At 58.6% G+C, this 22,340-nt stretch carries 15 protein-coding genes; 9 read left to right on the forward strand and 6 right to left on the reverse strand.

Annotated elements, in window-relative coordinates:
- Positions 1-138: 138 nt before the first annotated feature.
- Complete coding sequence (locus R0382_RS08340; RefSeq protein ID WP_432723841.1) at positions 139-2,826, forward strand: autotransporter outer membrane beta-barrel domain-containing protein; 2,688 nt, start codon at positions 139-141, stop codon at positions 2,824-2,826.
- 193 nt (positions 2,827-3,019) lie between these two features.
- Here the strand turns inward: R0382_RS08340 and R0382_RS08345 are convergent, their stop codons facing one another.
- From R0382_RS08345 to R0382_RS08370, 6 genes are all read right to left on the reverse strand, one after another.
- Positions 3,020-4,501: a DUF1254 domain-containing protein gene (locus R0382_RS08345; protein WP_432723842.1), complete on the reverse strand. Its 1,482-nt coding sequence runs from the start codon at positions 4,499-4,501 to the stop codon at positions 3,020-3,022.
- A 13-nt stretch (positions 4,502-4,514) separates the two neighbouring features.
- Positions 4,515-5,738 (reverse strand): OmpP1/FadL family transporter, encoded by a 1,224-nt coding sequence (locus R0382_RS08350; RefSeq protein ID WP_432723844.1) that lies wholly within the window; start codon positions 5,736-5,738, stop codon positions 4,515-4,517.
- Between the two features lie 57 nt (positions 5,739-5,795).
- Positions 5,796-7,226, reverse strand: coding sequence for a DUF1254 domain-containing protein (locus R0382_RS08355; protein WP_432723846.1), 1,431 nt, complete (start codon positions 7,224-7,226; stop codon positions 5,796-5,798).
- 78 nt (positions 7,227-7,304) lie between these two features.
- A complete protein-coding gene (locus R0382_RS08360) occupies positions 7,305-8,852 on the reverse strand; it encodes an arylsulfatase (protein WP_432723848.1) in 1,548 nt (515 codons plus the stop codon).
- 24 nt (positions 8,853-8,876) lie between these two features.
- Positions 8,877-10,127 carry an anaerobic sulfatase maturase gene (locus tag R0382_RS08365; protein WP_432723850.1) on the reverse strand — a complete coding sequence of 417 codons (1,251 nt, stop codon included), beginning with the start codon at positions 10,125-10,127 and terminating at the stop codon, positions 8,877-8,879.
- Positions 10,128-10,630: 503 nt separating this feature from the next.
- Positions 10,631-12,409: a glycosyl hydrolase family 8 gene (locus tag R0382_RS08370; protein WP_432723852.1), complete on the reverse strand. Its 1,779-nt coding sequence runs from the start codon at positions 12,407-12,409 to the stop codon at positions 10,631-10,633.
- A gap of 680 nt (positions 12,410-13,089) precedes the next feature.
- Between R0382_RS08370 and R0382_RS08375 the strand changes: the two genes are divergently transcribed.
- The 8 genes from R0382_RS08375 to R0382_RS08410 all read left to right on the forward strand — a co-directional run bounded on the left by R0382_RS08375 (position 13,090) and on the right by R0382_RS08410 (position 21,929).
- Complete coding sequence (locus tag R0382_RS08375; protein ID WP_432723854.1) at positions 13,090-13,377, forward strand: 2Fe-2S iron-sulfur cluster-binding protein; 288 nt, start codon at positions 13,090-13,092, stop codon at positions 13,375-13,377.
- Positions 13,378-13,529: 152 nt separating this feature from the next.
- A complete protein-coding gene (locus tag R0382_RS08380; protein WP_432723856.1) occupies positions 13,530-14,282 on the forward strand; it encodes a hypothetical protein in 753 nt (250 codons plus the stop codon).
- A gap of 246 nt (positions 14,283-14,528) precedes the next feature.
- On the forward strand, positions 14,529-15,872 hold the full coding sequence (locus tag R0382_RS08385) for an ATP-grasp domain-containing protein (protein WP_432723858.1): 1,344 nt from the start codon (positions 14,529-14,531) through the stop codon (positions 15,870-15,872).
- Positions 15,873-15,881: 9 nt separating this feature from the next.
- Positions 15,882-17,213 (forward strand): ATP-grasp domain-containing protein, encoded by a 1,332-nt coding sequence (locus R0382_RS08390; RefSeq protein ID WP_432723860.1) that lies wholly within the window; start codon positions 15,882-15,884, stop codon positions 17,211-17,213.
- A gap of 10 nt (positions 17,214-17,223) precedes the next feature.
- Complete coding sequence (locus R0382_RS08395; protein WP_432723862.1) at positions 17,224-18,429, forward strand: ATP-grasp domain-containing protein; 1,206 nt, start codon at positions 17,224-17,226, stop codon at positions 18,427-18,429.
- An 82-nt stretch (positions 18,430-18,511) separates the two neighbouring features.
- A complete protein-coding gene (locus R0382_RS08400; RefSeq protein WP_432723864.1) occupies positions 18,512-19,750 on the forward strand; it encodes an MFS transporter in 1,239 nt (412 codons plus the stop codon).
- 14 nt (positions 19,751-19,764) lie between these two features.
- A complete protein-coding gene (locus R0382_RS08405) occupies positions 19,765-20,889 on the forward strand; it encodes an FAD-dependent oxidoreductase (RefSeq protein WP_432723866.1) in 1,125 nt (374 codons plus the stop codon).
- A gap of 152 nt (positions 20,890-21,041) precedes the next feature.
- Entirely contained in the window at positions 21,042-21,929 is an 888-nt protein-coding gene (locus R0382_RS08410; protein WP_432723868.1) for an EamA family transporter, read from the forward strand.
- Positions 21,930-22,340: the final 411 nt, after the last annotated feature.

The raw sequence follows: 22,340 nt of genomic DNA on the forward strand, positions 1-22,340 counted from the left end.
GCTGTCGCCCGATCAGGCTGGCTGCGAGCCGATGTAAAGGAAGCCGCCGGCGGTGCCTTCGCCGATTGCGTTGCCATGCTGCGCGATCTGTCCGGAGCACCCAAAAAAATCAATCAGAAATACCTCGTGGAGCAATTTATGAAGCACGCCCTTTGGCGAAAGAAGGCGCTCGTCGCCGCAATCCACTGTCTGTGTGTCGGTACGGCCGCGGCCAGCAATTACACCGCGTCGGTGACCGCGACACCGGGCGCCCCGGTGGTGATGAATCCGGGGGATACGGTCACGGTGAGCGGCGACGGTGAGTCCGGCGTGGTCGCTCAGGGCAATGGCGCGACGCTGACCGGTACCCAAGTCGACATCAGCACCAGCGGCAGCCTTGGCTTTGGCGTGAATGCCAACGGCGGCAGTGTCTCGCTCAGCGGCGGGCAGGTCTCGACGTCGGGGGCGCTGGCGGACGCCGTTGTTGCTCAGAACGGCGGCACGGTATCGCTCGACGGCACGCAGATCAGCACTTCGGAGCTTTCAGCGCGCGGCATTGTGGCCAAGACGGGCGGCACGGTAAACGGCAGCAACGTCAGCGTCACAACGTCGGAAGACGGCTCAGTCGGCGCGAATGCCATTGATGGCAGTATCAATCTAAGCGACAGCAGCATAGCGACCAGCGGCTATCAGGCATTCGGCGTGGTGGCGGTGGGGACTGATGCGCAGATCACGCTGACCGATTCAAGCGTCAGTACCACCGGTAACGGCGCCGCCGGCGTGCAAGCGCAATCGGGCGCGACGGTGAGCCTGAGCAATACCAGCGTGAAAACCTCGGGCAACAGCGCCAACGGGATTGATTCGCTCGGCTCCGGATCGACGCTGACCGCCAACCAGGTCTCCGTCGAAACCAGCGGCCAGGGTTCGGCCGCCCTGCATGTTTCGACGAGCAGCAGTATCGTCGGTAGCAACGTCAAGGCGAGCACCAGCGGCGACAACGCCGCGGCGATCTACAACCAGGGTGGCGATGTCAGCCTGAGCAACAGCACGGTCTCGACGACGGGGCAGAATTCGGCCGGCATCCGGCTGGAAAGCATCCACGGCTCGACCCAGCACGTGTCGCTCGACAATACCTCGCTGACGACGGCGCAATCGGACGCGATCGACGCGATCGGCGCGAGCGCCACCGTCGATCTGAGCAATGGCAGCAGCGTCAGCGGCGGCAACGGCGTGCTGGTGCATGCGAGCAGCAGCGAAGACAACGGCAACAGCCAGGTGACGATCAACGCCGATGGCAATGTCCGGATGAATGGCGACGTGATCGCCGATTCGGGCAGCGTCGTCGACATGAACCTGAGCCACGGCTCGACGCTGACCGGCGCGGCGAGCAACGGCGGGACGTTCACGCTCGACAACAGCAGCCGCTGGAACGTCACCGCGGATTCGGATCTGCTGGCGCTGAACCTGAACGGCGGCACGGTCGCTTTCCAGTCGTCGCCGTCGACCGGCGGATTCGAAACGCTGACGGTGGGTTCGCTTGGTGGCAGCGGCGGCAATTTCGATATGAACGCCGTGCTCAACGAAGGCGGCGCCAACAGCCAGTCCGACCAGATCGTAGTGACCGGCGACGTCAGCGGCCAGTACGGCATCACCGTGAACAACCAGGGTGGCAGCGGCGCGCAAACGGAAGGCGACGGCATCTTGCTGGTCGACGAGCAGGGCAGCGCCCCGAGCGGCAGCTTCTACCTCAACCAGCCGGTGCAGGCCGGCGCCTACCAATACCTGCTGTATCAGGGCGGTGCGACCTCGCCGGAAGACTGGTACCTGCGCTCCGATCTCGAAGGCAGCGGCGGTACGTCGACCGGTGCGCCGCCGGCTTACCGTCCGGCGGTACCGGGCTATGTGATGGCGCCGATGTTCAACCTCGACTACGGTTTCTCGACGCTGGGCAACCTGAACGAGCGTGTCGGCGACATTGGCGCGTTCGAAAACGGTCAGCGGCTGTCGGCCAACGACGGCGTCTGGGCGCGTCTGGGCGGACAGAAAACGGATGCCGATGCCGGACGCTTCAGCGGTGAATCGCGCAGCTTCTTTGCCCAGTTCGGCAAGGACTGGACCGTGGCGAATACCGCCGACGGTGGTAGCGTCCATGCCGGCGCGATGCTGACACTGGGGACGATGGACAACGATTTCAGCGACCCGATGCGTGCGATCAACCCGACGCTGTCGACCAGCACCGGTTCGGGCGATACCCAGGCGCAGAGCATCGGCGGTTATTTGACGCGCTATTTCGCCGACGGCCTGTATCTGGACGGCGTGGCCCAGCTGACGCACTACAGCAACGATTACAGCGACAGCACCGGCGTCAACGCGAGTCAGGACGGCTATGGCATTGCGCTGTCGGGTGAAATTGGCAAGGCCTTTGTCGTGGCGTCCAACGGTCTGGCGATCGAGCCGCAGGCGCAGCTGATGTACCAGCACCTGTCGCTGGACGACTTCAACGACGGCGTATCGTCGGTGTCGAGCGATGCGCAGAACGCATTGCGCGGCCGCGTGGGCGTGCGCATGTTCCGCGCCGACCTGAACAAGACCGACGAAACCGGCAGGCTGAAGCCGCAATTCACCGCCAACGTGCTGCACGACTTCGTCGACCCGGGTTCGGTGGATGTCGGCGGTACCGATTTCGACCCGAGCCTGTCGCGCACGTGGTACGAGGTCGGTGTCGGCGCGACGGCGGCGCTGGGCAAGGACAGCTCGCTCTACGTCAACGTCAAGTACAGCCACAATCTGGACGGCGACGCGTACAAGAACGTCTACGGTCAGGCGGGGCTCCGCTACAGCTGGTAAGCCGCCGGCCGGGATGTCGTATTCCGGATCAGCGGAACCCGCGATCGCCATGTGCGATGGCGGGTTTTTTATTGCCCGGCGGACGCCGCCGGTTGCGGGCATCTGCCTGCGGCGCGTTCGTGCGCTGGCGGTTACTGGCATGAAAAACGCCGGCGGTCCTCGGGACGGCCGGCGTGATGGCGGTGCTAAGCGCTTACTGCTGCGGGATGACCGCCGGCGGTGCCCACTGGCCGCTGACCAGTTGGTCCTTCGGCCCGTAGGCGCGGATCGTCATGGCGAAATCGCCTTCCGGCGCTGGCAGCCAGTTGCTGATCTGCGCGTCGGCCGGCCGGTCGTGCTGGATCACGATGGTCAGCGAGCCGTCGGCGTTGTACTTCAGATCCTTGTTCTTGGTGCCGGTCGAATAACGCTTGATGTCGTTCGGCGTGAAGAAGTGTTCCTTGTTGTACATCGTCAACGACCAGAACCCGGTCACCGGCGGCGTCTGGCCCTTGGCGAAGGTCAGCGTGTAGCGCTTCTGGCCGTTCAGGCGTTGACCGTCCTTGTCCATGTACTGGTACAGATAGGTCGTTTCCTTGAACTGGTTGGTGAAGATGTTCGACTTGGCTACGGCCAGCCGGGTCAGGTAATCGGTACCGAAAGCGGCGTTATTGAACGGCCGGGTCCAGTGGTTGTTGATCGCGACGCCGACATGGTTGAGGAAGAACATCGGATCGACGATGCTCTTTTCGCTGTCGATCGCCGTCTGCTTCAGCACTTCGGCGATTTTCGGATCGCGGTCGGCGGCGGCGAGCAGGGCGTTGAACTGCTGGTACAGCGCAGCTTCACCCGGCAACGGTGGCACTTCGGCCAGCACCTGCTTGAGCTGGGCAAAGAATTTCTCCGGCGTCACCCACTTGGTTTCGCTGGTCGATTCGCCACCGGCCGGCGCGGCAGGCACCGGCAGCTTGGGCAGCGCGTGCCAGTCGACGGTCTGCAGCTTGCCGGTGTATTTCGACAGCGGATACATGGCGATCTGGTTCAGCACCGGCTGGATCGCCTTGCGGTCGGCATCGTTGTCTTCCATGAACACACGCGGAATCACCACGCCGGTATTGGTCGGCGAGCGAAGTACCGCCCGCACGCCCTTGGGCTTCTGGCCCTTCCAGTCCGGGCCGACGATCAGGTAGAAGCCCGGCTTGGTGCCGTAGATCTTGGCGACCTTGGCAAAGCTGTCGGTGCGTTGGTCGGCGAGCTCATACATCCAGAAGCGCTTGCCGAAGTCCGGCACCTGGATCACCACCGGTTCCTTGTCGAGCGCCAGCGCGCCGAACCCGTAGACGACGTCCTGGTTCGGGTGGGCGACGATGCGGATGTTCGGATCGATATAGTCGGTGAGCATCGCCAGCTCGTTCACCGGCGCCACCGGCGTCGGGCCGAGCAGGCCCTTGATCGGCACCTGGCTGTACATCAGCCGGCGCGATTGCACGTTGACGAGCGGCCAAGCCCAGACATAGGCCATTTGCGCCACGGCGCGGGCGTAGCCCTCGGTCATCACGGTGTTCTTCACGGGGCCGGAGGCCGCCGGCTGCGCCGCGCTTGCCGAGACCGTCGGCTGGGCCGCGCTTGCGGCCAAGGCCGGCGCGTGCGCCAGCGCAAGGCCGAGCAGTGCTGTGCTGATGATCGTGCGTTTCATTGTGTCCCCCGGGTTAGAGTTTGCGGCTGTAGTTGGCGGCAATGAAATACAGGTGGTTGGCGTCGAAATCGCCGCCTACCGTCGGGCTTTGCACGGTGCTGCCCTGCATGCGCAGGTATTCGAACGACACGCCCAGGCTCGACTGCTGATCGAGCTGGTACTGGGCGCCGACGCCCCAGCGCCAGGCCGCGCCCGACGGCATCGTCAGCGAGGCATTGCTCTGGCTCTTGTAGAAGCTGGTGTCGTAGGCCACGCCGCTGTTGAGGCGGAGTTTTTCCGAGAGCTGATATTGCGCACCGATCGCTGCGTGCCAGGTGTCCTGCAGCTTTTCGTCGCCAGCGATCTCGTTGCCGCGCAGCGCGACGGTGCTGTCGCTGTACTTCGACCAGTCCTGCCAGCCCAGATTGCCCATGATTGCCCAGCGTGGATTCAGCGCGTGATACGCGCTGGCCATCACCTGCTGCGGCGTGTTCACGTAGCCGGAAATCGGCAGCATCACGTCCTTGGTCACCGTGACGCCCGGGCCGACCGGCAGCGGGTGGAAGGTGTAGCTCAACGTCGCGTCGGGTTTGACGTCGAAGTTGTATTCGACCGCACTGGCGTAGGTCAGGCCGAAGCGGGTCGTCTGCGTCGGTTCGAACATCAGGCCGACGCGGGCATTGGCGGCCCAGTCGTAATCCTTTTCTTTCTGCTCGCCATTCTGCGTATCGCGGTTCAGCGAGAAATAACCGTAGTTGATGCCGAGACCGGCACCGAGCGACCACTGCTCGTTGAGCTTGTACGCCACGGCGGGCTGGAAGGTCAGCGCCGTCAGCGTCACGTCCTTGACCAGCGACGCCGCGGCCCAGTCGCCGTAGTGCAGCGCCAGACCATAGTTGCCATAGAAGCCGAAGCCGACCTTGAGCCGGTCATCGACGCTGTGGCTGTAGTAGAGGCTGGCCGACGGGAAGGGCTGGACGACGTTGCCCGGGCTGTCGCCGCTGACGGCCGCGCTATCGCTCAGCTGGTAATCGGCATTGCCCGACAGCACCTGGATGCCGGTGCTCAGCTGGTCGCCGTCGAGCCGGGTCATGCCGGCCGGGTTGCTGACCACGGTGGTGGCATCCTGCGCGCGCGCGGCCATGCCGGCATTGGCAAGGCCGACGTCTTCGCCGCCGGTTTCGTACAGATACAGACCGCCGGCGAAGGCCGGTGCGGACACCAATCCCAGCGAGGCCAGGGCGCAGAGTTTTTTCATGGGGCGATTCCTTGATATTGCGTCGGCATGGGCCGGCCTCGCGGCCGGCATGCCGGATTACTTGACTTCGTCGACCTGCGGCAAGGCGTAGGCACCGGACAGCGCTTCTTCCTTCGGCTGGTACAGGCGCAGGATCATGTAGTACGGCCCCTTGGGCGTCGGCAGCCAGTTGGCGGCGAACGGCCCGGTCGGCTGGGTTGCCGACAGCGGCACGTCGAACGAGCCGTCGGCGTTGAGCTTCAGCCCCTGCGTATCGGTGCCGAGCTTGTAGCGGCGGATCGGATTGTCGACCAGCATCTTGTCGGCGGCGTTGTAGACCGTCAGCGACCAGAAGGCATTGACCGGCGGTGCTTTCTTGAAGCGGATCACGTAGTTCTTGCTGCCGACGAGCTGCTGGCCGTTTGCATCGGCCGAGCGGAGCGGGTACATCGCCTCTTTCTCGCCCTGACCGCCGAGGTAGGGGCCGGAGACCAGTGCGCGCAGCGGGTAGTCGGTGCCGAAGGCATCGAGGCCGGTCGCCCAGGCCCAGCCGTTGCGCTGGACCGCCGACGTCGCCAGCGCCGACACCGCGACCTTGGGGCCGTCTTCCAGCGCACGCTTGAGGCCGGCCGTCTGCGGCGGCGCCAGCTTGGCCGGGTCAAAGCCCTTGGCGGAGAGGCCGATGCGGGCGAGCTGGGCGAACAGCGCCGCATCGCGCGCCGGTGGCGGATTGTCCTTCACCGCGGCGGCGAGCTGGCGGTAAAAGCCCAGGCCGTCGTCGCCCGTTGCCGGTAGCGGCGGCAGCTTGGCGGCCGGCGCCTTGTAATTCTTGTTGTTCATCTGCGAGAGCGGACGCAGCGTGAACTGTTGCTGCAGCTTGAGCAGCGGGCCCGTTTGCTCGCCGTCATTGACGCGCAGCCGGCCCCACAGCCAGACCTTGCTGGTCGTGACGTCGAGGCGCTTGACCCCCTTGGGCAGCTTGCCTTTCCAGCCCGGCGGCACCAGCGCGAAGTCGCCGGCCTTGGTCCCGGTGGTACGGCGGCCGACATAGTGCTCGAGTTCCTGCCACATATTGAACACGTCGACGACGTAGTAGCGATCCTTGGTGTCGGGCACGTGCAGCACATAAGGCTCGTCGAGCTTGACGATCGCGCTCATATACATGGTGTCGTTGTTGGCGGTCGGCATGTCCTTGGCCGCCGGGGTTGCCAGTTCGCGTGCCCAGCCGATCTGGTTCAGCGGCGCGCGGTAGCTGGTCGCCGACTGGGCGCCGGACACGTCGGTGTATTCGCGCGCAATGCGCTCCATCCGCACCAGCGGATAGCCCCAGACATAGGCGTTGACGCCGTTCACATAGGCATCGGTACCCAGACCGGCGACGATGTTTTCCTGCGACGTCGGCATGGTCAGCAGCGCATCATCCGTTTCGGCGTGGACCAGCGGGCTCAGCGCGCCGATGGCGGCAATGCCGGCGACGATCAGTGCGCGGCGCATGGTTCGGATAGACATGGCGTTTCCTCAGGGAAAATGAAGGAAAGGAGGGGAATCCCCCTCCTTGGTCGGTTTCGGACCGGATGAATCGACGATTCAGTCGTCGGTCGGCTTGCCCTTGAGCGAATTCATGATCGCTGCGGCGCCAATCCCGGTGCCCTTCTGATCTGGCGGGAACTCCTGCATGCTCTTGGCAAATTCCTGCAGCGGCCCGGCGATGACCGGCAGGATCCAGCTCTTTTCCTTCATCCAGGCAAAGTGCCCCGGCGTTTCCGGCGTGCGCTCGTACGGGTCGAGCTTGATGTCGATGACGAGGCCGCCCGGAATCTTCTTCGAATCGCCCAGCCAGGTGTCCTTGGTCGCGACGTGGATTTTCCACTGATCGACGCGCACGGCGTTGAGCTGGGTTTCGGCGAAGAAGAAGAACTCGCGGCGCTTGGACTTGCCGCCGTCCTTGGTCAGCATGTCGAGCTGGTTATAGCCGTCCAGATGGTTCTTGAACGTTTTGCCGCCGACCTTCATGCCCTTGAGCAGCTCGTCCTTGACGTTGGGCTCGCCGGTCGCGGCCATCAGCGTCGGCACCCAGTCTTCGCTGGTCATGAATTCGCCGGTCCAGGTATTGGCCTTGATGTGATCCGGCCAGCGGACCAGCATCGGCACGCGGAAGCCGCCGTCCCAGGTCAGGCCCTTTTCGCCGCGGAACGACGCCGTGCCGGCCTCGGGCCAGTGCGACAGGTTGACGCCGTTGTCCGAGGTGAACATCACGATGGTGTTCTTGGCGAGGCCCTGATCGTCGAGGGTCTTCAGCACCTTGCCGACCAGCGAATCGAGCTGCAGCACGGCATCGGCATAAGCGCTGTGGCCGCTCTTGCCCAGCCAAGGCTTGCCGACGTGGATTTGCTGGTGCATCCGCGACGGTGCGTACCACAGGAAGAAAGGCTTGTTCGCCGCTTTCTGTTTCTTGATCCAGTCGATCGACATGTCGGTGACTTCGTCGTCGAAGGTCTGCATGTGCACCGACGTCAGCGGGCCCTTGTCCTCGATCTTCTGCTTGCCGACGCGGCCCCAGCGCGGGTCGACCGTGGCGTCATCGCTGCTGGTTGCGACCGAGTGAATGATGTTGCGCGGCCGGCCCGGGAAGTTCGGATTCTTCGGGAATTCCGCCTGCTCGGGCATTTCCATCATGTTCAGGTGATAGAGGAAGCCGTAGAACTCGTCGAAACCGTGCACGGTCGGCAGGAATTCGTTGCGATCGCCGAGGTGGTGCTTGCCGAACTGCGCGGTGGCATAGCCTTCGTCCTTCAGCAATTGCGCCAGCGTGACGTCGCCGTCCTGCAGGCCGACCTTGCTGCCGGGCTGGCCGACCGAGGTCAGGCCGGTGCGGATCGGATACTGGCCGGTGATGAAGGCCGCGCGGCCGGCGGTCGAACTCGGCTGGGCATAGTAATCGGAGACCATCATGCCTTCCTGGGCCAGCCGGTCGATGTTCGGCGTATCGACCGCACCCAGGCCACGGTGATAGGCCGAGACGTCCATCGGCGCCATATCGTCGACCATGATCATGACAATATTGGGCTTGTCGGCCGCGTACAGCGGGCTGGCCAAGACTGTGGCCATCAGGCCGGCCAGGACGGTTTTCTTCATCGGTATCGCTCCAGTTGTTAAAACTTATTTGATGACACCGAGATGACGCAGGATATGCACCATGTCCGAATCAATATGCTTGTAAAAGCGGTACAAACCTGAACACAGGTAGTTCAAGCCGGGTTGCCCGTCCTTGGTTTTCAGCAAGCGGTTTTTCGGGCATTCGCCCCAGCACAGCTTGAGGTATTCGCAACGGCGGCACTGGTCGGGCAGCGTTTCGTGCTTGGCCTGACCGAATTGCAGTTGTGGCTTGCTGAAAGCCAGATCGCCCAGATGGGTGTCGGCGATATTGCCCAGCTTGTATTGCGGATAGACGAAATGGTCGCAGCTGTACACGTCGCCGGTGTGCTCCAGCGCCACGGCCTTGCCGCAGAACTGCGCCTGCGTACAGGTTTGCGCCGGCATGCCGGCTGATTGCGCCACGGCGGTTTCGAACAGATTGACGTGGACGCGGCCGAAATCGGTCGCCAGCCATTCGTCCCAGACGTCACAGAGAAACTGCCCGTATTCGTCCGGATCGACCGACCAGTCGGTGACGATCGACAGCGGGTGGCCGGGCTTGGTCTGCGGGCTGTCCTGGCGCGGCAACAGCGATGCTGCGATCGTGCTTGGCGCCTGCTGCTTGAAGCTGCGCGGCTCGACCGCCGGCGTGAATTGCACCCGCCACGTGCCGACCTCGTCGACCAGAAAGCGGTAGACCTCGCGTCCGGCCAGCGCATTGTGGCGATTGACGACGCAGAGCGCGGCAAACGGCACGCCGCCATTGCGCAGCAGCGTGGCGGCACGCATCACCATATCGAAGGTCGATGTGCCGGTGTGCGTCTTGCGGTAACGGTCGTGGTAGGCGCGCGGGCCGTCGATCGACAGCCCGACGTGAAAGCCGTTTTCCTTGAGGAAGGCGATCCATTTGTCGTTCAGCGCGACGCCGTTGGTTTGCAGATCGTTTTCGATGCGCTGGCCGGGTTTGGCGTACTGCCGCTGCAGCGCGACGACGCGCTCGAAAAAGGGTAGACCCAGCATGGTCGGCTCGCCGCCCTGCCAGGAAAACACCACCTCGTCGCCGGTCTGCGCCTCGATGTACTGGCGGATGTGCTGTTCAAGCAGCGTGTCGCTGATCCGCGCGTGTTCTTCCTGCTGCAGCAGCTCGGTCTTGTGCAGATAAAAGCAGTACTCGCAATCGATATTGCAGCGGGCACCACCGGGCTTGACCATGGTGTGGAAACGGTAGTGCCGACCTGCCGGCAAGGCAGGTAGATGGAGTTCGGGATGATTCACGTCGACCTCATTCTCTTGATTCAGCACAAGCCATGTGGGGATTACGCTTTTTCAGCATGGCGCATTTGTTGTCGTGCGGCTATACGGAGAGGTCCGGATGCGGGATGCCTCCGGCATGCCGGCTTGAACTGACGCCGGCCTGGTGTAGGTAAATCTCGCTGGGCGCCGTTCAGGCGCATCGCCGCTTGGCCGTTCAATGGCCGTGTGCCGCCGCCGTGAGCGACGGGGCTGCTAGCGCAGGTCGTTTGCGGCAGGCGCCGCGGGCAAGCCGGCAGGGCATCAGCCATGGCGTTTCGCATGCTACGGCCAAGGTGGCCGTTACGCCGGCCGGTGTTGCTCCGGCCGGCCGGGTGGCATTGCGGAAGCCGTAGCCGTCGCACCCCTGCCTTGTGTCGGGCAGGCGCCCGGACCTGTGCCGGCCTTGGGTCCCGGGGCAGCCCGGCTCATTGGCTGCCCCGGCATGCCGATGACTTCGGCTCCGCAATGATCAGACGCTCAGCCCGTCACTGACATGCTCCGACGACTTTCCAGAGCGAGGGCGTCGTCGCCGGTGTCCAACCCGCGCCGACGTAGGCCACGTGCGACACCAGGGCCTGGTAGCTGATGCCACCGAACTCAGCCAGCGTCCCGCTCGGGTAGGTCTTCCCCTCCTGCCATCGAGCGGGGCAGCCGCTCGGAGTTGGTGTCGGCGTTGGCGTTGGCGTTGGTGTCGGCGTCGGTGTCGGTGTCGGTGTCGGTGTCGGTGTCGGTGTCGGAGTCGGAGTCGGAGTCGGTGTCGGAGTCGGAGTCGGAGTCGGAGTCGGAGTCACCGCGCCGCAAACGCCAAGGTCTTTCCAGGGTTTGCCGTCGCCGACGCTGTTCGACGGGGTATCGCCCTGCGTCCACCACTTGGCCGAATAATTGTGGCCGTTGTAACTGACCGTCGCGCCGCCGCTATAGGCGGTGCTTGACACCCAGTTGGCCGCATTACAGTTGCTGGACGGCGTTGGCGTTGGCGTTGGCGTTGGCGTTGGCGTTGGCGTTGGCGTTGGCGTTGGCGTTGGCGTTGGCGTTGGCGTTGGCGCCCGGGGTGTTTCCCACAGACCGGCGACGGCCATCATCGAAAACAGCCGGATCGAATCGGGATAGTAGATATTGCTCGGTCCGGCCGAAATGCGCGCCCACAAGGCGTTGAGCCAGGTCTGGTTGCTGCTGTCGATGGACGCACTGACCGCAAACGGCGCGGCAAACGCCATCTGGAAGTCGCGGCTCAAGGCGCGGCCATCCAGCGTGTAGCCGCCGTAGATGCGGCCCGGATCGCCGCCGGTCGCGGTCGTGCTGATCCAGCGGTTGAGCGTCTGCAACAGCGGCAAGGCGCGGGTATCGCCGCTGAGCAGGTAGTCCATGCTGATGCGCCATGGCACCCGGCAGTTGTTCCAGAAGTAGTCGCCATCGTTGTCGCCACCCATATAGCCGGGGGACGCGGGCCGATAGCTCGTTCCCTGTTTAAGCACGAAGTCCGGCAGCAAGCCGGTCGTCGGCGCATAGGTGCGGAACACCGCGTCGGCAATCGTATAGCTCTTGTCGAGTACGTACTGCCAGCGTACGTCGCCCGTCGCGGTATGGAAGGCGCGCAGGTGATCGAACATGAAATCCGATCCGCGCTGGCCGGTGCCGTACATCGAGTCGGTATCGCTGACCCAGTCGCCGAGCTTGAGCGTCCAGTCCGTTTGATTGACCACCTTGTCCATCAGCGCGTTGATGGTCTTGAGCGCTTCGGCGCGGTAGTTAACCGCACCGGTCGAGCCCCAGCGCTGGTCCGCCAGCAACAGCGCGTAAGCGGCATCGAGATCGCCGTCGGTCGCGGAAATCTGGCCGTCGGTATCGACCAGCCGGTTGTCGGACAAGGACTGCGCCCATGCCATCAGCCAAGGGCTATAGAGCGTCGGATGCGCCCGGTAGTAGCGAAACAGCGCATCAAACATCGGCTGGGCCTGCGGATCGCGTGGCGCCATCTGCGCCAGGGCCAGCATGCCCCAGCCCTGGCCTTCCGAGACCACCTGCTTGCCGGTTTCGTCACCGATCCAGACGTAATAGCGACTGGCGTCCTGCGGGTCTGGACGCAAATAGCGGGCCTTCCACGCCGAATACGCCGAATCGACCTGGCTCTGCAGCTGGCTTTGGTCTACCTGGGCGGGCGTGATCGCACCTGGCACATAGGCGTACGCCGAATGCATCGACAACACGCCGATCTGGCCGGCGGCAAACAGCAGGGCGATGGTTTTCTTGATGTGGGATGACAACGGTCACTCTCCATTGTGCGATTGCGCAGAGAGAGTCAGGTCTCTCGACTTCAATCTGCGTAGATGTCGCTGTTTTTTGCGGAAAGCAAATTGTCAGTAATTAGTCACCAAAAAACGCTATCGATCAGACCGTCGTCGCCATTCACTGGATAGCCGGAAGAGTCTGTCACCAATTCGCCCCATTTTGGCCGAACGGGTCAGTCAGCGAGTAAGAAACAGATTGGGGTGACGGACTGCGTTCAGATATTGCGATGAAGTCTGATAAAGGCCGGAGTTCGTTACGGTTGCGCGGCGAAAGACGGCTGGAGGTAGCAACTGAGCGGCTCAGTTTGAACACCATGCCGGATGTAAGTCGACCTGGGTACATCCTCTTTATGTTTTGTATGTAATAAACAAGTAATCAAATCGATATAATGTTTGGTTACTTTATTACAACATTTTCTTCTTTACGCTTTCTTGTTTATTTCATGTAAGTTGATGACGCTGAAATTTTTATGACGCGCCAGCGGTATTGGAGGGGGCTTTGAACGATCGAAAATGTGTTTTTAGCCACGATCTCATTCATAAGCAAAGTGCTCGATTTAGGTTGCTTCTTATTAAGAAGCGACAAGAAGAGTGCTGTGTGCCTGGTGTCGACTGCTGGGGTGTTTAATATCAATTGAAATGGAATTGAGAATGTAATGCTTCATACAATTACACTGACCAACTTGGCAGAAGAGTCACAGTTGCCAGATAAATCAAAACTGGCTGATTTGTCTGAGGTTGCAGATGGAGCGATTGCGTTTAGCTGTCTCTCCGGTATTTGTGGCTCCTGCGTGATCGAGGTGGAGTCCGGGGCAGAAAACCTGAGTGAGGCCGAGCCCGTCGAGCGTGCATTTCTGACTAGCTTGGGGTTTGCTGAGGCGCAATATCGTTTGGCGTGCCAGTGCAAGTTGCTTGGCCCGATATCGATTAACACGGATCCATAATAAAAAATTGTTTCCATTTGGCCGGATCACGATGGGTGCTTATTCAGTAAAAGCATTTCACCGTTGGCTTATTAGTGGCGTTGTTTGTGATCGAACGGGTATGTTTCGTTAAATTTATTTAACTGCTTTATCACCTTATTAAGGAGTTTGTCATGAATCGTTGCATTAATACTGGTCTCGGTCGTGGGAAGCCGTACTTGAATCCCGTGCAGTCTGTCGTGTTCAGGCAGGAAATCGACGCATTGATCGAAAAGCAGATCGAGGAGTGGAATGCCAACGTCCCCGCTACCGATCAGCATCGTCGCCAGAACGACTTCAATCATCCAATGTATGCGCGTGGTCTGGCTGAAACGGCGCTTCGTATTCGTCTTTTGCGCGTCATCGAATCGAAGGCGATTGCTGAAATCGCCAAAGTGAGCCCTGAAGCAGCAAAAATCTGGGCAGAGTACGAGTGCGACGAAATGCTGCACGATGAAATGTTCATTCAGGACCTGGAAAAGGCGGGTACTAGCCGCGAAGAGTTCCTGCAGATCGAACCTTATATGTCCACCAAGCTGCTGGTCGGTTTTTTCTCCTATCTACTCGACCACGAAGGCCCGCTTGGTGTGGTGGCGTACTCTTATTTGGTGGAGTACGTCAACGTGAAGCTGGAGCCGGAAAAGCTCAAAGGGCTGGAGGCTATCCTCGGCAAAGACATGATCGCTGGGCAAATAGCGCATTCCCACACGGATATTAATCACGATCACCCGGGAATGGTATGGGGCGCGCTGCGCTACCTGATCAGTAAAGAAGAAGACAAAGCCGCGTTGAAGAAATACCTGCGTGAATTTCAGGATTTGTTGGCCATGTATTTTGTTGAAGTCAACAAGGAATTCAAAACAGAGCAAGTGAGAGAGTTCGCCTGATCCGCGTTCGGCCGCGCCCCTCGATAGGGGGCTGGTGCGCACTCAACGCCTCTCCCGATGGTCAGGTTTTGCAGCATGATTTGCTGTCTGGAGAGCGTTGAGGCGCGAGGCCGTCGCGGTGGCTATTCATCGATGGGCCGCATCGTTATCGCTGCTTTTTATGGAATGGCGAGAACCATGGTGGTGATTTTAGCGCTGGCGCCGTGTGAGTTAATGACCTGGTTTGAGAAAGGTTAAGAGACATCTATGATCGCGCAAGGTATTTTAATATTAAGTCATGTCGGCTTTTCATTTGTCGATCAATTGGCAAAGCAGGCGGCAGATGAAGCGGTGGAGCGTTATATACTGACTTCGCTGCCGGAGCCGGATAATCTGAGTCGTCTCGAGGATCTAAAAGGTCTGGGGGAGTGGTTTGGCGCGACTCAACAGCACGAACTGAATTGGGATGACGTGAAGGGTGCCATTGCAGACATCCAGGCCCAAGGTAAAACGATCAATGCCTGCGTTTGTGTCTGGGAAGGTTATCGCTCCCTTATGGCTCAGGCAAACGCCTATCTTGGTGTCACCGACATCCATCCAGATGCCGTCGATTTGTTGACGAATAAATACGCACTGCGTCGCCTGCTGTATCAGCATGGTCTCAGCGAAGTTCAGGCCGAGCCGCTGACGGAAGGCAATCTCTTGAGCTATCAGGCTCAAGGCGCGATCAAATTTATCAAGCCGTATCGCGGCATTGCCTCTTTTGGTGCTTTCCGTTTGACGCCCGATGTGCGTTGGTCAGATATTCAGGCGCTGCATCAAGAGTTGCGAAGTGATACGGTTTTTCAGGCCATATTCGCCGAGCAAGATCCATTCATCATCGAAGATTATATTTCTGGAACCGAATATAGTTTTGAGATTTTGGTTGAAGAGAATACGCAGCACATTATTGCCATTCACGAAAAATCTGAAGTGTCATTTAAAAAAATGACCACGCTTGAGAATGCCTGCGTCAGCCCGCCGGTTAGCTTGGCGCCCGCCGATATCGATTCCGCACGTACGTGGCTCAACTCGGTTTTCAGTCTGTTGGATATAAGCACCGGCTGCTTCCATCTCGAAGCAAAATTCAACGGCAAGCGGTGGGAGCTCATAGAGATCAATCCGCGCGTGGGTGGGTCACTGATCTCGCAAAGCGTAGAGCAACTCACCGAGGGTTATTCGATGCTGAACCTATGGATCAAGTTGCTGTTGCAAAGCACGCGTCGCGATACCAGCGTAAGTCAATTGCTTGGCGAATTGGCGCTTAGTGGCGGCAAACCGTCGCCCAAAGGAAAGGCTACTTTTTTCCGGGTATTTTTTGGCGAGGTGGGCGTCATCGAGCGCGTCGACGAAAGGCCGGGCGAGCACGCGCCGATTTTATCGCAAGTGTTCGTTAAGCCTGGCAGTACCTTTACCAGTGCCAGTAAAGAAAATTTTGTTGGTCAGGCGCTCTGGGCTTTGGATTACGCCTGCTTGGCAGACAGCTATGCCAGCATCAGTCGTCAATCGGAAGACTTGATTGAATTGACGTATCGGCAGGAAAGTACCGCGCCTGTGGTCGAAACTTACTGAGAAACTGCAATGCAAATGGACAAATCCGCAGCATTACTGGTTATCGATTTCAACCTGTCTCGCCGTGCCGAAGTAGCCCATATCCGTGATTATGCGAAGATCAACTACGGACAAAAAACCGTCTTGATCCGTCCGAATCCGGGGACTGCGGAATGGCAATTGGCGGACTACGTCATCGACCTCGATCCGCTGGCGCCGGGCTTCGTGCAAGAGGCAGTTCAGCAACTTGCTCGGTTGCCGGTCGATGTGCGGGCCGGTTTGGTATTCTCCGATAACGCCGTGCAATTTGGTGCCCAGTTGCTACGTACTTTGGGGCTGCGCGGAGATTGCCCGGTGCTGGCCGAAAATGCCTATTGCAAATATCAGTACCGCGTTAAGGAACAAGCCTGCAAGGATATGTTTGAAGCGCAGCAAATGTTCTTGCCCAATATTCAAATGGTCAACACGGTCGAATCCCTTGCTGATTTTATCCGTGACAACCCGGGCGGGGTGGTCATCAAGCCGACCACCGAAGGCAACAACCGAGGGGTGATTCTGCTGGAGAACCCTGCCGAGGCGGATCTGCATGCGGCACTCAATGAGGTGGCTGCTTATATTCAAGCCGGGGTGATTGTCGAGCAGATGATCCCTTTTCGCAGAGAATATTCCTACGACGGCATCGGGGTCTCCGATTTCATCACCGAGAAGTTCAATGTTTCCGGTCGTTACCCGGTCGAATTTGCCCAATTGGTCCCGGCTGACATCAGCGCCGAGCAGGCAGATCTGATTCGTCGTACCGGTCAACTGGCGAATCTGCTTGTGGGGCAGAGCTTCGGCCCGTTTCATAACGAGATTCGCATTCGCGATGATCTCAGCCAAGCTGCCGTCATCGAAGCCAACCGCCGTCCGGCAGGTATGAAGATCTGGGCTTTGGCTAGCCAGGTGTTTGGACAAGACCTCCATGGCCTGTGGGTCGATTCCGTGGTGACCGGCAAGCGAACCAATCTACAGCTGACGCCGAAGGGCTCGGCCATGAGCATCATGCTCGGCCCCACCCAGTCCGGGCACGCTTACGACATCATCAACAATATGGATTTCCTGTTTTCCCAGTTGCAGCTTCAAGTGGCGATCAGTTACCCGCAAACCGTCGGGGTACTGCGCTGGATGAGTTGCGAGACGATTGCGGCTACCGATCAATACATTCATGTCCCTGCCCGTGACAACAGTGACTTCATTGCCCTGATTACCGTTAGCGCCGACTGGAATTCCAGCGTGATGAAAACCTATCTAGAGAAAATCCAAGCGTGCTGGAGCACGGTGTTGAACGAATACATGCTGGCCGATTTGACACTCGTTGCTTAAGGATAAAGCCATGAACATTCTGATATTGCACCGCATTCCTTACCATAAAATCGACTACCACCGCGGCATCGATCATGATGCCCATCACGTGGTGTATCTGGGCACAGAGGCCGCGCTGAGCAATATTCCGGCTGCGCTGCGTTGCGAAAAATGGCAGCGTCCCGGCGTGGATAAAACCGACGTCGAAGCGATCAACGTCATCACCGAGCGTGGCGCCAGTTTCGATATCGTACTGTCACTCTCGGAATACGAGCTGATGAGCGCCGCCATCGTGCGTGAGCATTTCGGCATTCAGGGCGCGAACATCGCGCAAATCGAGCGCGTACGCAACAAACTCTTGATGAAGCAAATTGTTGATGCAGCCGGCATTGCCGTACCGCACAACCTTTGCTTGAGTGATTTTGCCATGACCGATCAAGTGAAGTGGTCGGGAAAAACGGTGCTCAAGCCGGTTGATGGCGCTTCAAGCGAAAATGTGCTGGTGTTCGACTCAATCGCGCAACTACGGGATGCACTGGCTAAACGCAATGTCGGAATTGCACTCGTAGACGGCGGGGACTACCAGGGCTACGAAGTCGAGCAGTTTGTTTCCGGAGATATCCTGCATTTCGATGGCTTGATGCTGAATGGCGAGCTGAAGCTCGTCGTCACCAGCAAGTACGTAGGCAACTGCCTCGACTTTGCCAAAGGCCAGCCATTGGGCTCGGTGCAAATTGACACCAGTGACGAGCTGCGCGATTGGAGCTTGGCGGTGCTAAGGGCCATCGAGCTAAATACCGGCAGCTTTCATCTCGAAGCGATCCTATCTGACAACGGCCTGGTTTTTCTGGAAATCGCCAATCGCGTCGGTGGCGCTGAGGTCGTGGCTTCTGTTGAACTTGCCACCGGCGTGCACCTGCCGTCCGCCGAGCTCAAAGCCTACCTCGGGGACGCCGTGGATGTGGTGGCAGATGCTCAGTCGGCCAAGAAATTTGGCTGGTTCGTATTCCCCGGTCATCACTTGGGACAGCCATATTGTGTGGTTAAAAATTCCGACCGCTTCAAACAGCATGAGCTGGTTGTGCGGTGGAATGAATTGGCAGTCGATCAGCCCTTGACCAAGCACATTACCTATCAATCGGTGGAAGTGCCGGTTGCTGGGATAGTCAGTTCCGCATGCAGCACACAGCTGGCCAATTTTATGCGTGACGTATTTGCCACGATTGAAGTGCATTAATTTGCTGCCGACTCGATAAGCAGTCGAGTCGGCATATCCCGAAGGACGATCATGATGGGTTTCTTTTTGTGAGTAAACAGTAATGCAAGCCGCTTTGCTTATTCGGTTTATTATCGCCAGATTTTCGGCTGCACTCGGCGACCAGCTCCTGCTGTTCGCGGTGCCGCTCATCATCTATACCGAGACCAAGTCGATTAGTCTGACTGGCTTGGCTTTCTTTATCGAATGGACCCCGCGCGTTCTGTCATTGCCGATCGCAGGCACCCTGAGTGACCGCATCGGCGGTCAATACGTTTATCTGGCGGCGGATATTGTTCGTGCCATTGCGGCTTTCGGCGCATTTTACTTGCTGACCGTCAATGTCAACATGTTCGTGGTCCTGAGCGGCCTGATGGCGATTAGTGCTTTTTTCTATGCCCAATCATTTATCGCCCTTGAATCCATCGTGCCGAAACTGGCCAGCAAGGCAGAATTGCCAAAAGTACAAAGCTGGTTGCAGGGCATTGAGCAGGCATCGTTGATGCTCGGACCCGGCATCGGCTCTTTTGTCATCTTGTATGCCGATGCTCGTTACCTGATACCCATCGGCGCGACGATGTTCCTGATCGGCTATGTCGGTATGTTAACCATCAAACTGCCCACCATGCCGATCTCAAGAGGCACTGGTAAAGGCGCACTGGCGTTGGCCAAGCAGGTCAGGCGCGATTTTGTTAAGGCCGCGACCATTGTGCGCTTGCGCCCGAACCTGTTGTTGTTGACCACACTCAGCATCAGCATCAATCTGATTATCGGCATGTGTATGGCAACGGCTGCGGCGATGGCAACCGGTTATTTCAATGCCAGCAAGGCTGAGTTTGGCCTTCAGCAAAGCTTTACCGGTGGCCTGACACTGGCGGTGCTGATGATCCTGCCGTTTGTGGTGCATCGCATAAACGTGTTCTGGGTCGGTATTGCTGCCTACACCGTGATCTGTTTATCCTCAATCGTGATTGGATTAACCTCGTCGTTTGGATTTTATGTGCTGGCTTATGCCACCATTGTTGCCTCCGGTGATCTTTTTAATGTCTACATCCGATCCGAACGAGTGCTCTGGATACCCAAGGTGCATCTGGGTAAAACCATCGGTTTTATTGTTTTTCTGAACCAGCTAACCCTGCCTTTATCCGGAATAATTGTCAGCCTTAGCATCAATGAGGCCGACACCAAGGCGATGTTCTGGATGATTGGTGTAGCGACTAGTGGAGTCGTGGTCTTATGCTTCAAAAAACTCAAGACAACATCGAAAATACTGTCACCCCAACTAGCGACGACGTTGGCCTAGTTCACGAGCCGATTATGAACATTACGATTATTGGGGCCGGTTTGGCTTGCTACAAACTGGTTACATTCCTGCGCAAGCGTAAATATGATGGTGAGATTCGCGTAATCAGCAGCTGTGACGGGAATCAATACTACAAACCAAAATTGTCTACTGGTTTTTCGGAGGCAATGCAGCCCGATGACCATGTCACCGAAGAACGCGATGTATGGGCAGAAAAACTCAATGTCACATTGGTACACGGTACCACCGTGACAAGGATTTCGCCTGAAAGCAAAACGGTGTACACCAGTAGTGGCGACTTCAGCTATGGCCAGCTTGTACTGGCCTATGGTGCATCACCACGGGTAATCACTGCCAGCCTTGATGCCGATTGCGTTTTAGATGACGTTAATTCGCTGCAAAGCTACCGTAGCTTGTTTGGAAAATTGCAAAGCCAAAATCGCCAGCCACTGATTGTCGGTGCGGGGCTGGTTGGATGCGAATTGTCCAGTGATCTGGCCAATGCCGGTTATCAGCCGATTCTTGTCTCCTCAGGAGACTATCCGTTTTCTAGTCTGTTTCCGCGTGCGTTCAGCGAATTCCTGAAAGGAAAGCTAGTCGAAGCCGGCGTACAATTTATCGACCGTCAGCGTGTTGTCGATATGGATCGGCATGACGCTGGGCTCGGCATTACCTTGTCCTCCGGCGAGCGCAAAGCGGCCGCGGTGGTGGTCAATTGTGCGGGGTTGTCGGTGAATACCGAGCTGGCTGAGCAGGCGGGTATTGCCACCGATCGTGGCATTCTCACCGATACATATCTGAAAACCAATATTGACGATATTTATGCGCTTGGTGATTGCGCACAAATCAATGGCCAGCTGCACCAATACATTGCGCCCATCCTTATTTCTGCCCGAGCACTGGCTAGCACGATGACCGGGACCGCAACGCCGGTCAATCTGACCTTTTATCCTGTCGATGTGAAAATCCAGCAATCGCCGACACGTTTCATGTTCAAGGAAAATCCAACAGAGTGGCATACCGAAGCCACTGACGATGGCATGATTGCGCGTGGCTATCGCAACGGCAAGCCTTGCGGCTTTGCAGTAACGGGGGATGCGTTGGCGCACATGAATGCCTTGGTGTCGGAGCTTGCATGAATGGTGGGGGGGGGCTGACCCGTTGTCAACGATGATGGCTGTGCCATTCGCTAGGAATCGAAGTTGATTGTTCGAAGTGGCTGTGTTGAAGCTGGGTTGTGTACGATTTATTCGAAATTCAATCTGGCATAAATCGAAGAAGAGATGAATTTATGAAAATGAGAGATGTTTTAGCTGCCATTTTGGTGACGGGCGTATGGGGCGTCAACTTTAGCGTGATCAAGTTGGGCTTGAATACGCTGGATCCATTTGTGCTTGCTGGATTGCGATTTCTATTTTGTGCGATCCCGGCGGTGTTTTTTATCCGAAAGCCAGATGTGCCGATGAAGGTCGTTGCGCTGTACGGTGTCCTCTTCGGTGTCGGTCTCTGGGGCATGGTTAACTTGGGGGTGCGCCTGGGTGCGTCTGCGGGGGTCTCCTCGCTCGCGCTTCAATTTAGCGCTTTCCTTACCATTTTCATGGGTTACGTCTTTCTAAAAGAAAAAATTAGTCGGCAGCAATTGATCGGTTTTACTTTGGCGCTGGCAGGTTTGATATTCATACTGAGCCTCACCGACGGCTCGGTGACGCTGCTGGGCTTGGCCATGGTGCTATTCGGTGCGGTGAATTGGAGTTTGGCTAATATCGTAATGAAGAAGTCGAAAACCAAGAATGTCTTCGGATTTCTGGTCTGGGCGTGCTTGTTCGCGCCGGTGCCGCTCTTCTTCATGGCCTACCTCGCCGGCGGTGCCAAGGTATACATGAATCTGAATGACAACCTCAATGCGATGGCTATTTTTTCGGTGCTGTTTCAGGCTTATCCAACCACTTTGATCGGTTACTGGGTATGGAACTCGCTGCTGAGCAAATACCCAGTCTCGAGCGTTGCGCCGCTATCGCTGCTGGTGCCCGTGTTTGGGTTTGCTGGCAGCGCGGTCATTTTCGGCGAGGTTATTGGCGGCGAGAAAATTGCTGCCAGCCTTTTAATCCTCTCTGGACTGACCGTTGCCTTGTATGGCAATAAGGTGAAGAATTTGTTGGCCCGGCCTAGCACCGTATAGCGCTGGCATCCGATGAAGATTTCGCCATCTATCGCGATGGCTATTCCATTGCGCTGCTGAGCACGTCACCGTCCGAGTCGGCGCCGAGCGTTGCGCCGACTTATCCATAGACTTTCCGTCGCCGGTGGCCAAGCGGCGCGCATGCGTCGATTCCGTTGAACTGCAGATGCCGGTGCGGTGGGCCATGGCGGCCAGCACCGTGTTGCCCATCCGCGTGGCAGGTCGCTGTGACCGCCAAGGGTCCGCGAAAGGCCCTGGCGACAACTGAGACCGCCGCTCGCTGTCGTCGATGCCGCTAGGGGAGGGTTTCTGCCCAGCTCGTCCAGCGACGAGCGGCCGGAAGCCCGCGATGAACGATCGACGACACAAATATCCCCAGTCGGCGCTTGAAAACCCCGGGTGCCGTCCCTA

The organism is Jeongeupia wiesaeckerbachi (assembly GCF_050916355.1).
Taxonomy (GTDB): Bacteria; Pseudomonadota; Gammaproteobacteria; order Burkholderiales; family Chitinibacteraceae; genus Jeongeupia; species Jeongeupia wiesaeckerbachi.

What these genes read in the sequence shown, in the direction of transcription:
- R0382_RS08355 (WP_432723846.1), bottom strand. Translation starts at nt 7,226, where the DNA reads ATGTCTATCCGAACCATGCGCCGCGCACTGATCGTCGCCGGCATTGCC.
- R0382_RS08345 (WP_432723842.1), bottom strand. Translation starts at nt 4,501, where the DNA reads ATGAAACGCACGATCATCAGCACAGCACTGCTCGGCCTTGCGCTGGCG.
- R0382_RS08375 (WP_432723854.1), top strand. Translation starts at nt 13,090, where the DNA reads ATGCTTCATACAATTACACTGACCAACTTGGCAGAAGAGTCACAGTTG.
- R0382_RS08390 (WP_432723860.1), top strand. Translation starts at nt 15,882, where the DNA reads ATGCAAATGGACAAATCCGCAGCATTACTGGTTATCGATTTCAACCTG.
- R0382_RS08360 (WP_432723848.1), bottom strand. Translation starts at nt 8,852, where the DNA reads ATGAAGAAAACCGTCCTGGCCGGCCTGATGGCCACAGTCTTGGCCAGC.
- R0382_RS08385 (WP_432723858.1), top strand. Translation starts at nt 14,529, where the DNA reads ATGATCGCGCAAGGTATTTTAATATTAAGTCATGTCGGCTTTTCATTT.
- R0382_RS08350 (WP_432723844.1), bottom strand. Translation starts at nt 5,738, where the DNA reads ATGAAAAAACTCTGCGCCCTGGCCTCGCTGGGATTGGTGTCCGCACCG.
- R0382_RS08410 (WP_432723868.1), top strand. Translation starts at nt 21,042, where the DNA reads ATGAAAATGAGAGATGTTTTAGCTGCCATTTTGGTGACGGGCGTATGG.
- R0382_RS08405 (WP_432723866.1), top strand. Translation starts at nt 19,765, where the DNA reads ATGAACATTACGATTATTGGGGCCGGTTTGGCTTGCTACAAACTGGTT.
- R0382_RS08340 (WP_432723841.1), top strand. Translation starts at nt 139, where the DNA reads ATGAAGCACGCCCTTTGGCGAAAGAAGGCGCTCGTCGCCGCAATCCAC.
- R0382_RS08400 (WP_432723864.1), top strand. Translation starts at nt 18,512, where the DNA reads ATGCAAGCCGCTTTGCTTATTCGGTTTATTATCGCCAGATTTTCGGCT.
- R0382_RS08395 (WP_432723862.1), top strand. Translation starts at nt 17,224, where the DNA reads ATGAACATTCTGATATTGCACCGCATTCCTTACCATAAAATCGACTAC.
- R0382_RS08380 (WP_432723856.1), top strand. Translation starts at nt 13,530, where the DNA reads ATGAATCGTTGCATTAATACTGGTCTCGGTCGTGGGAAGCCGTACTTG.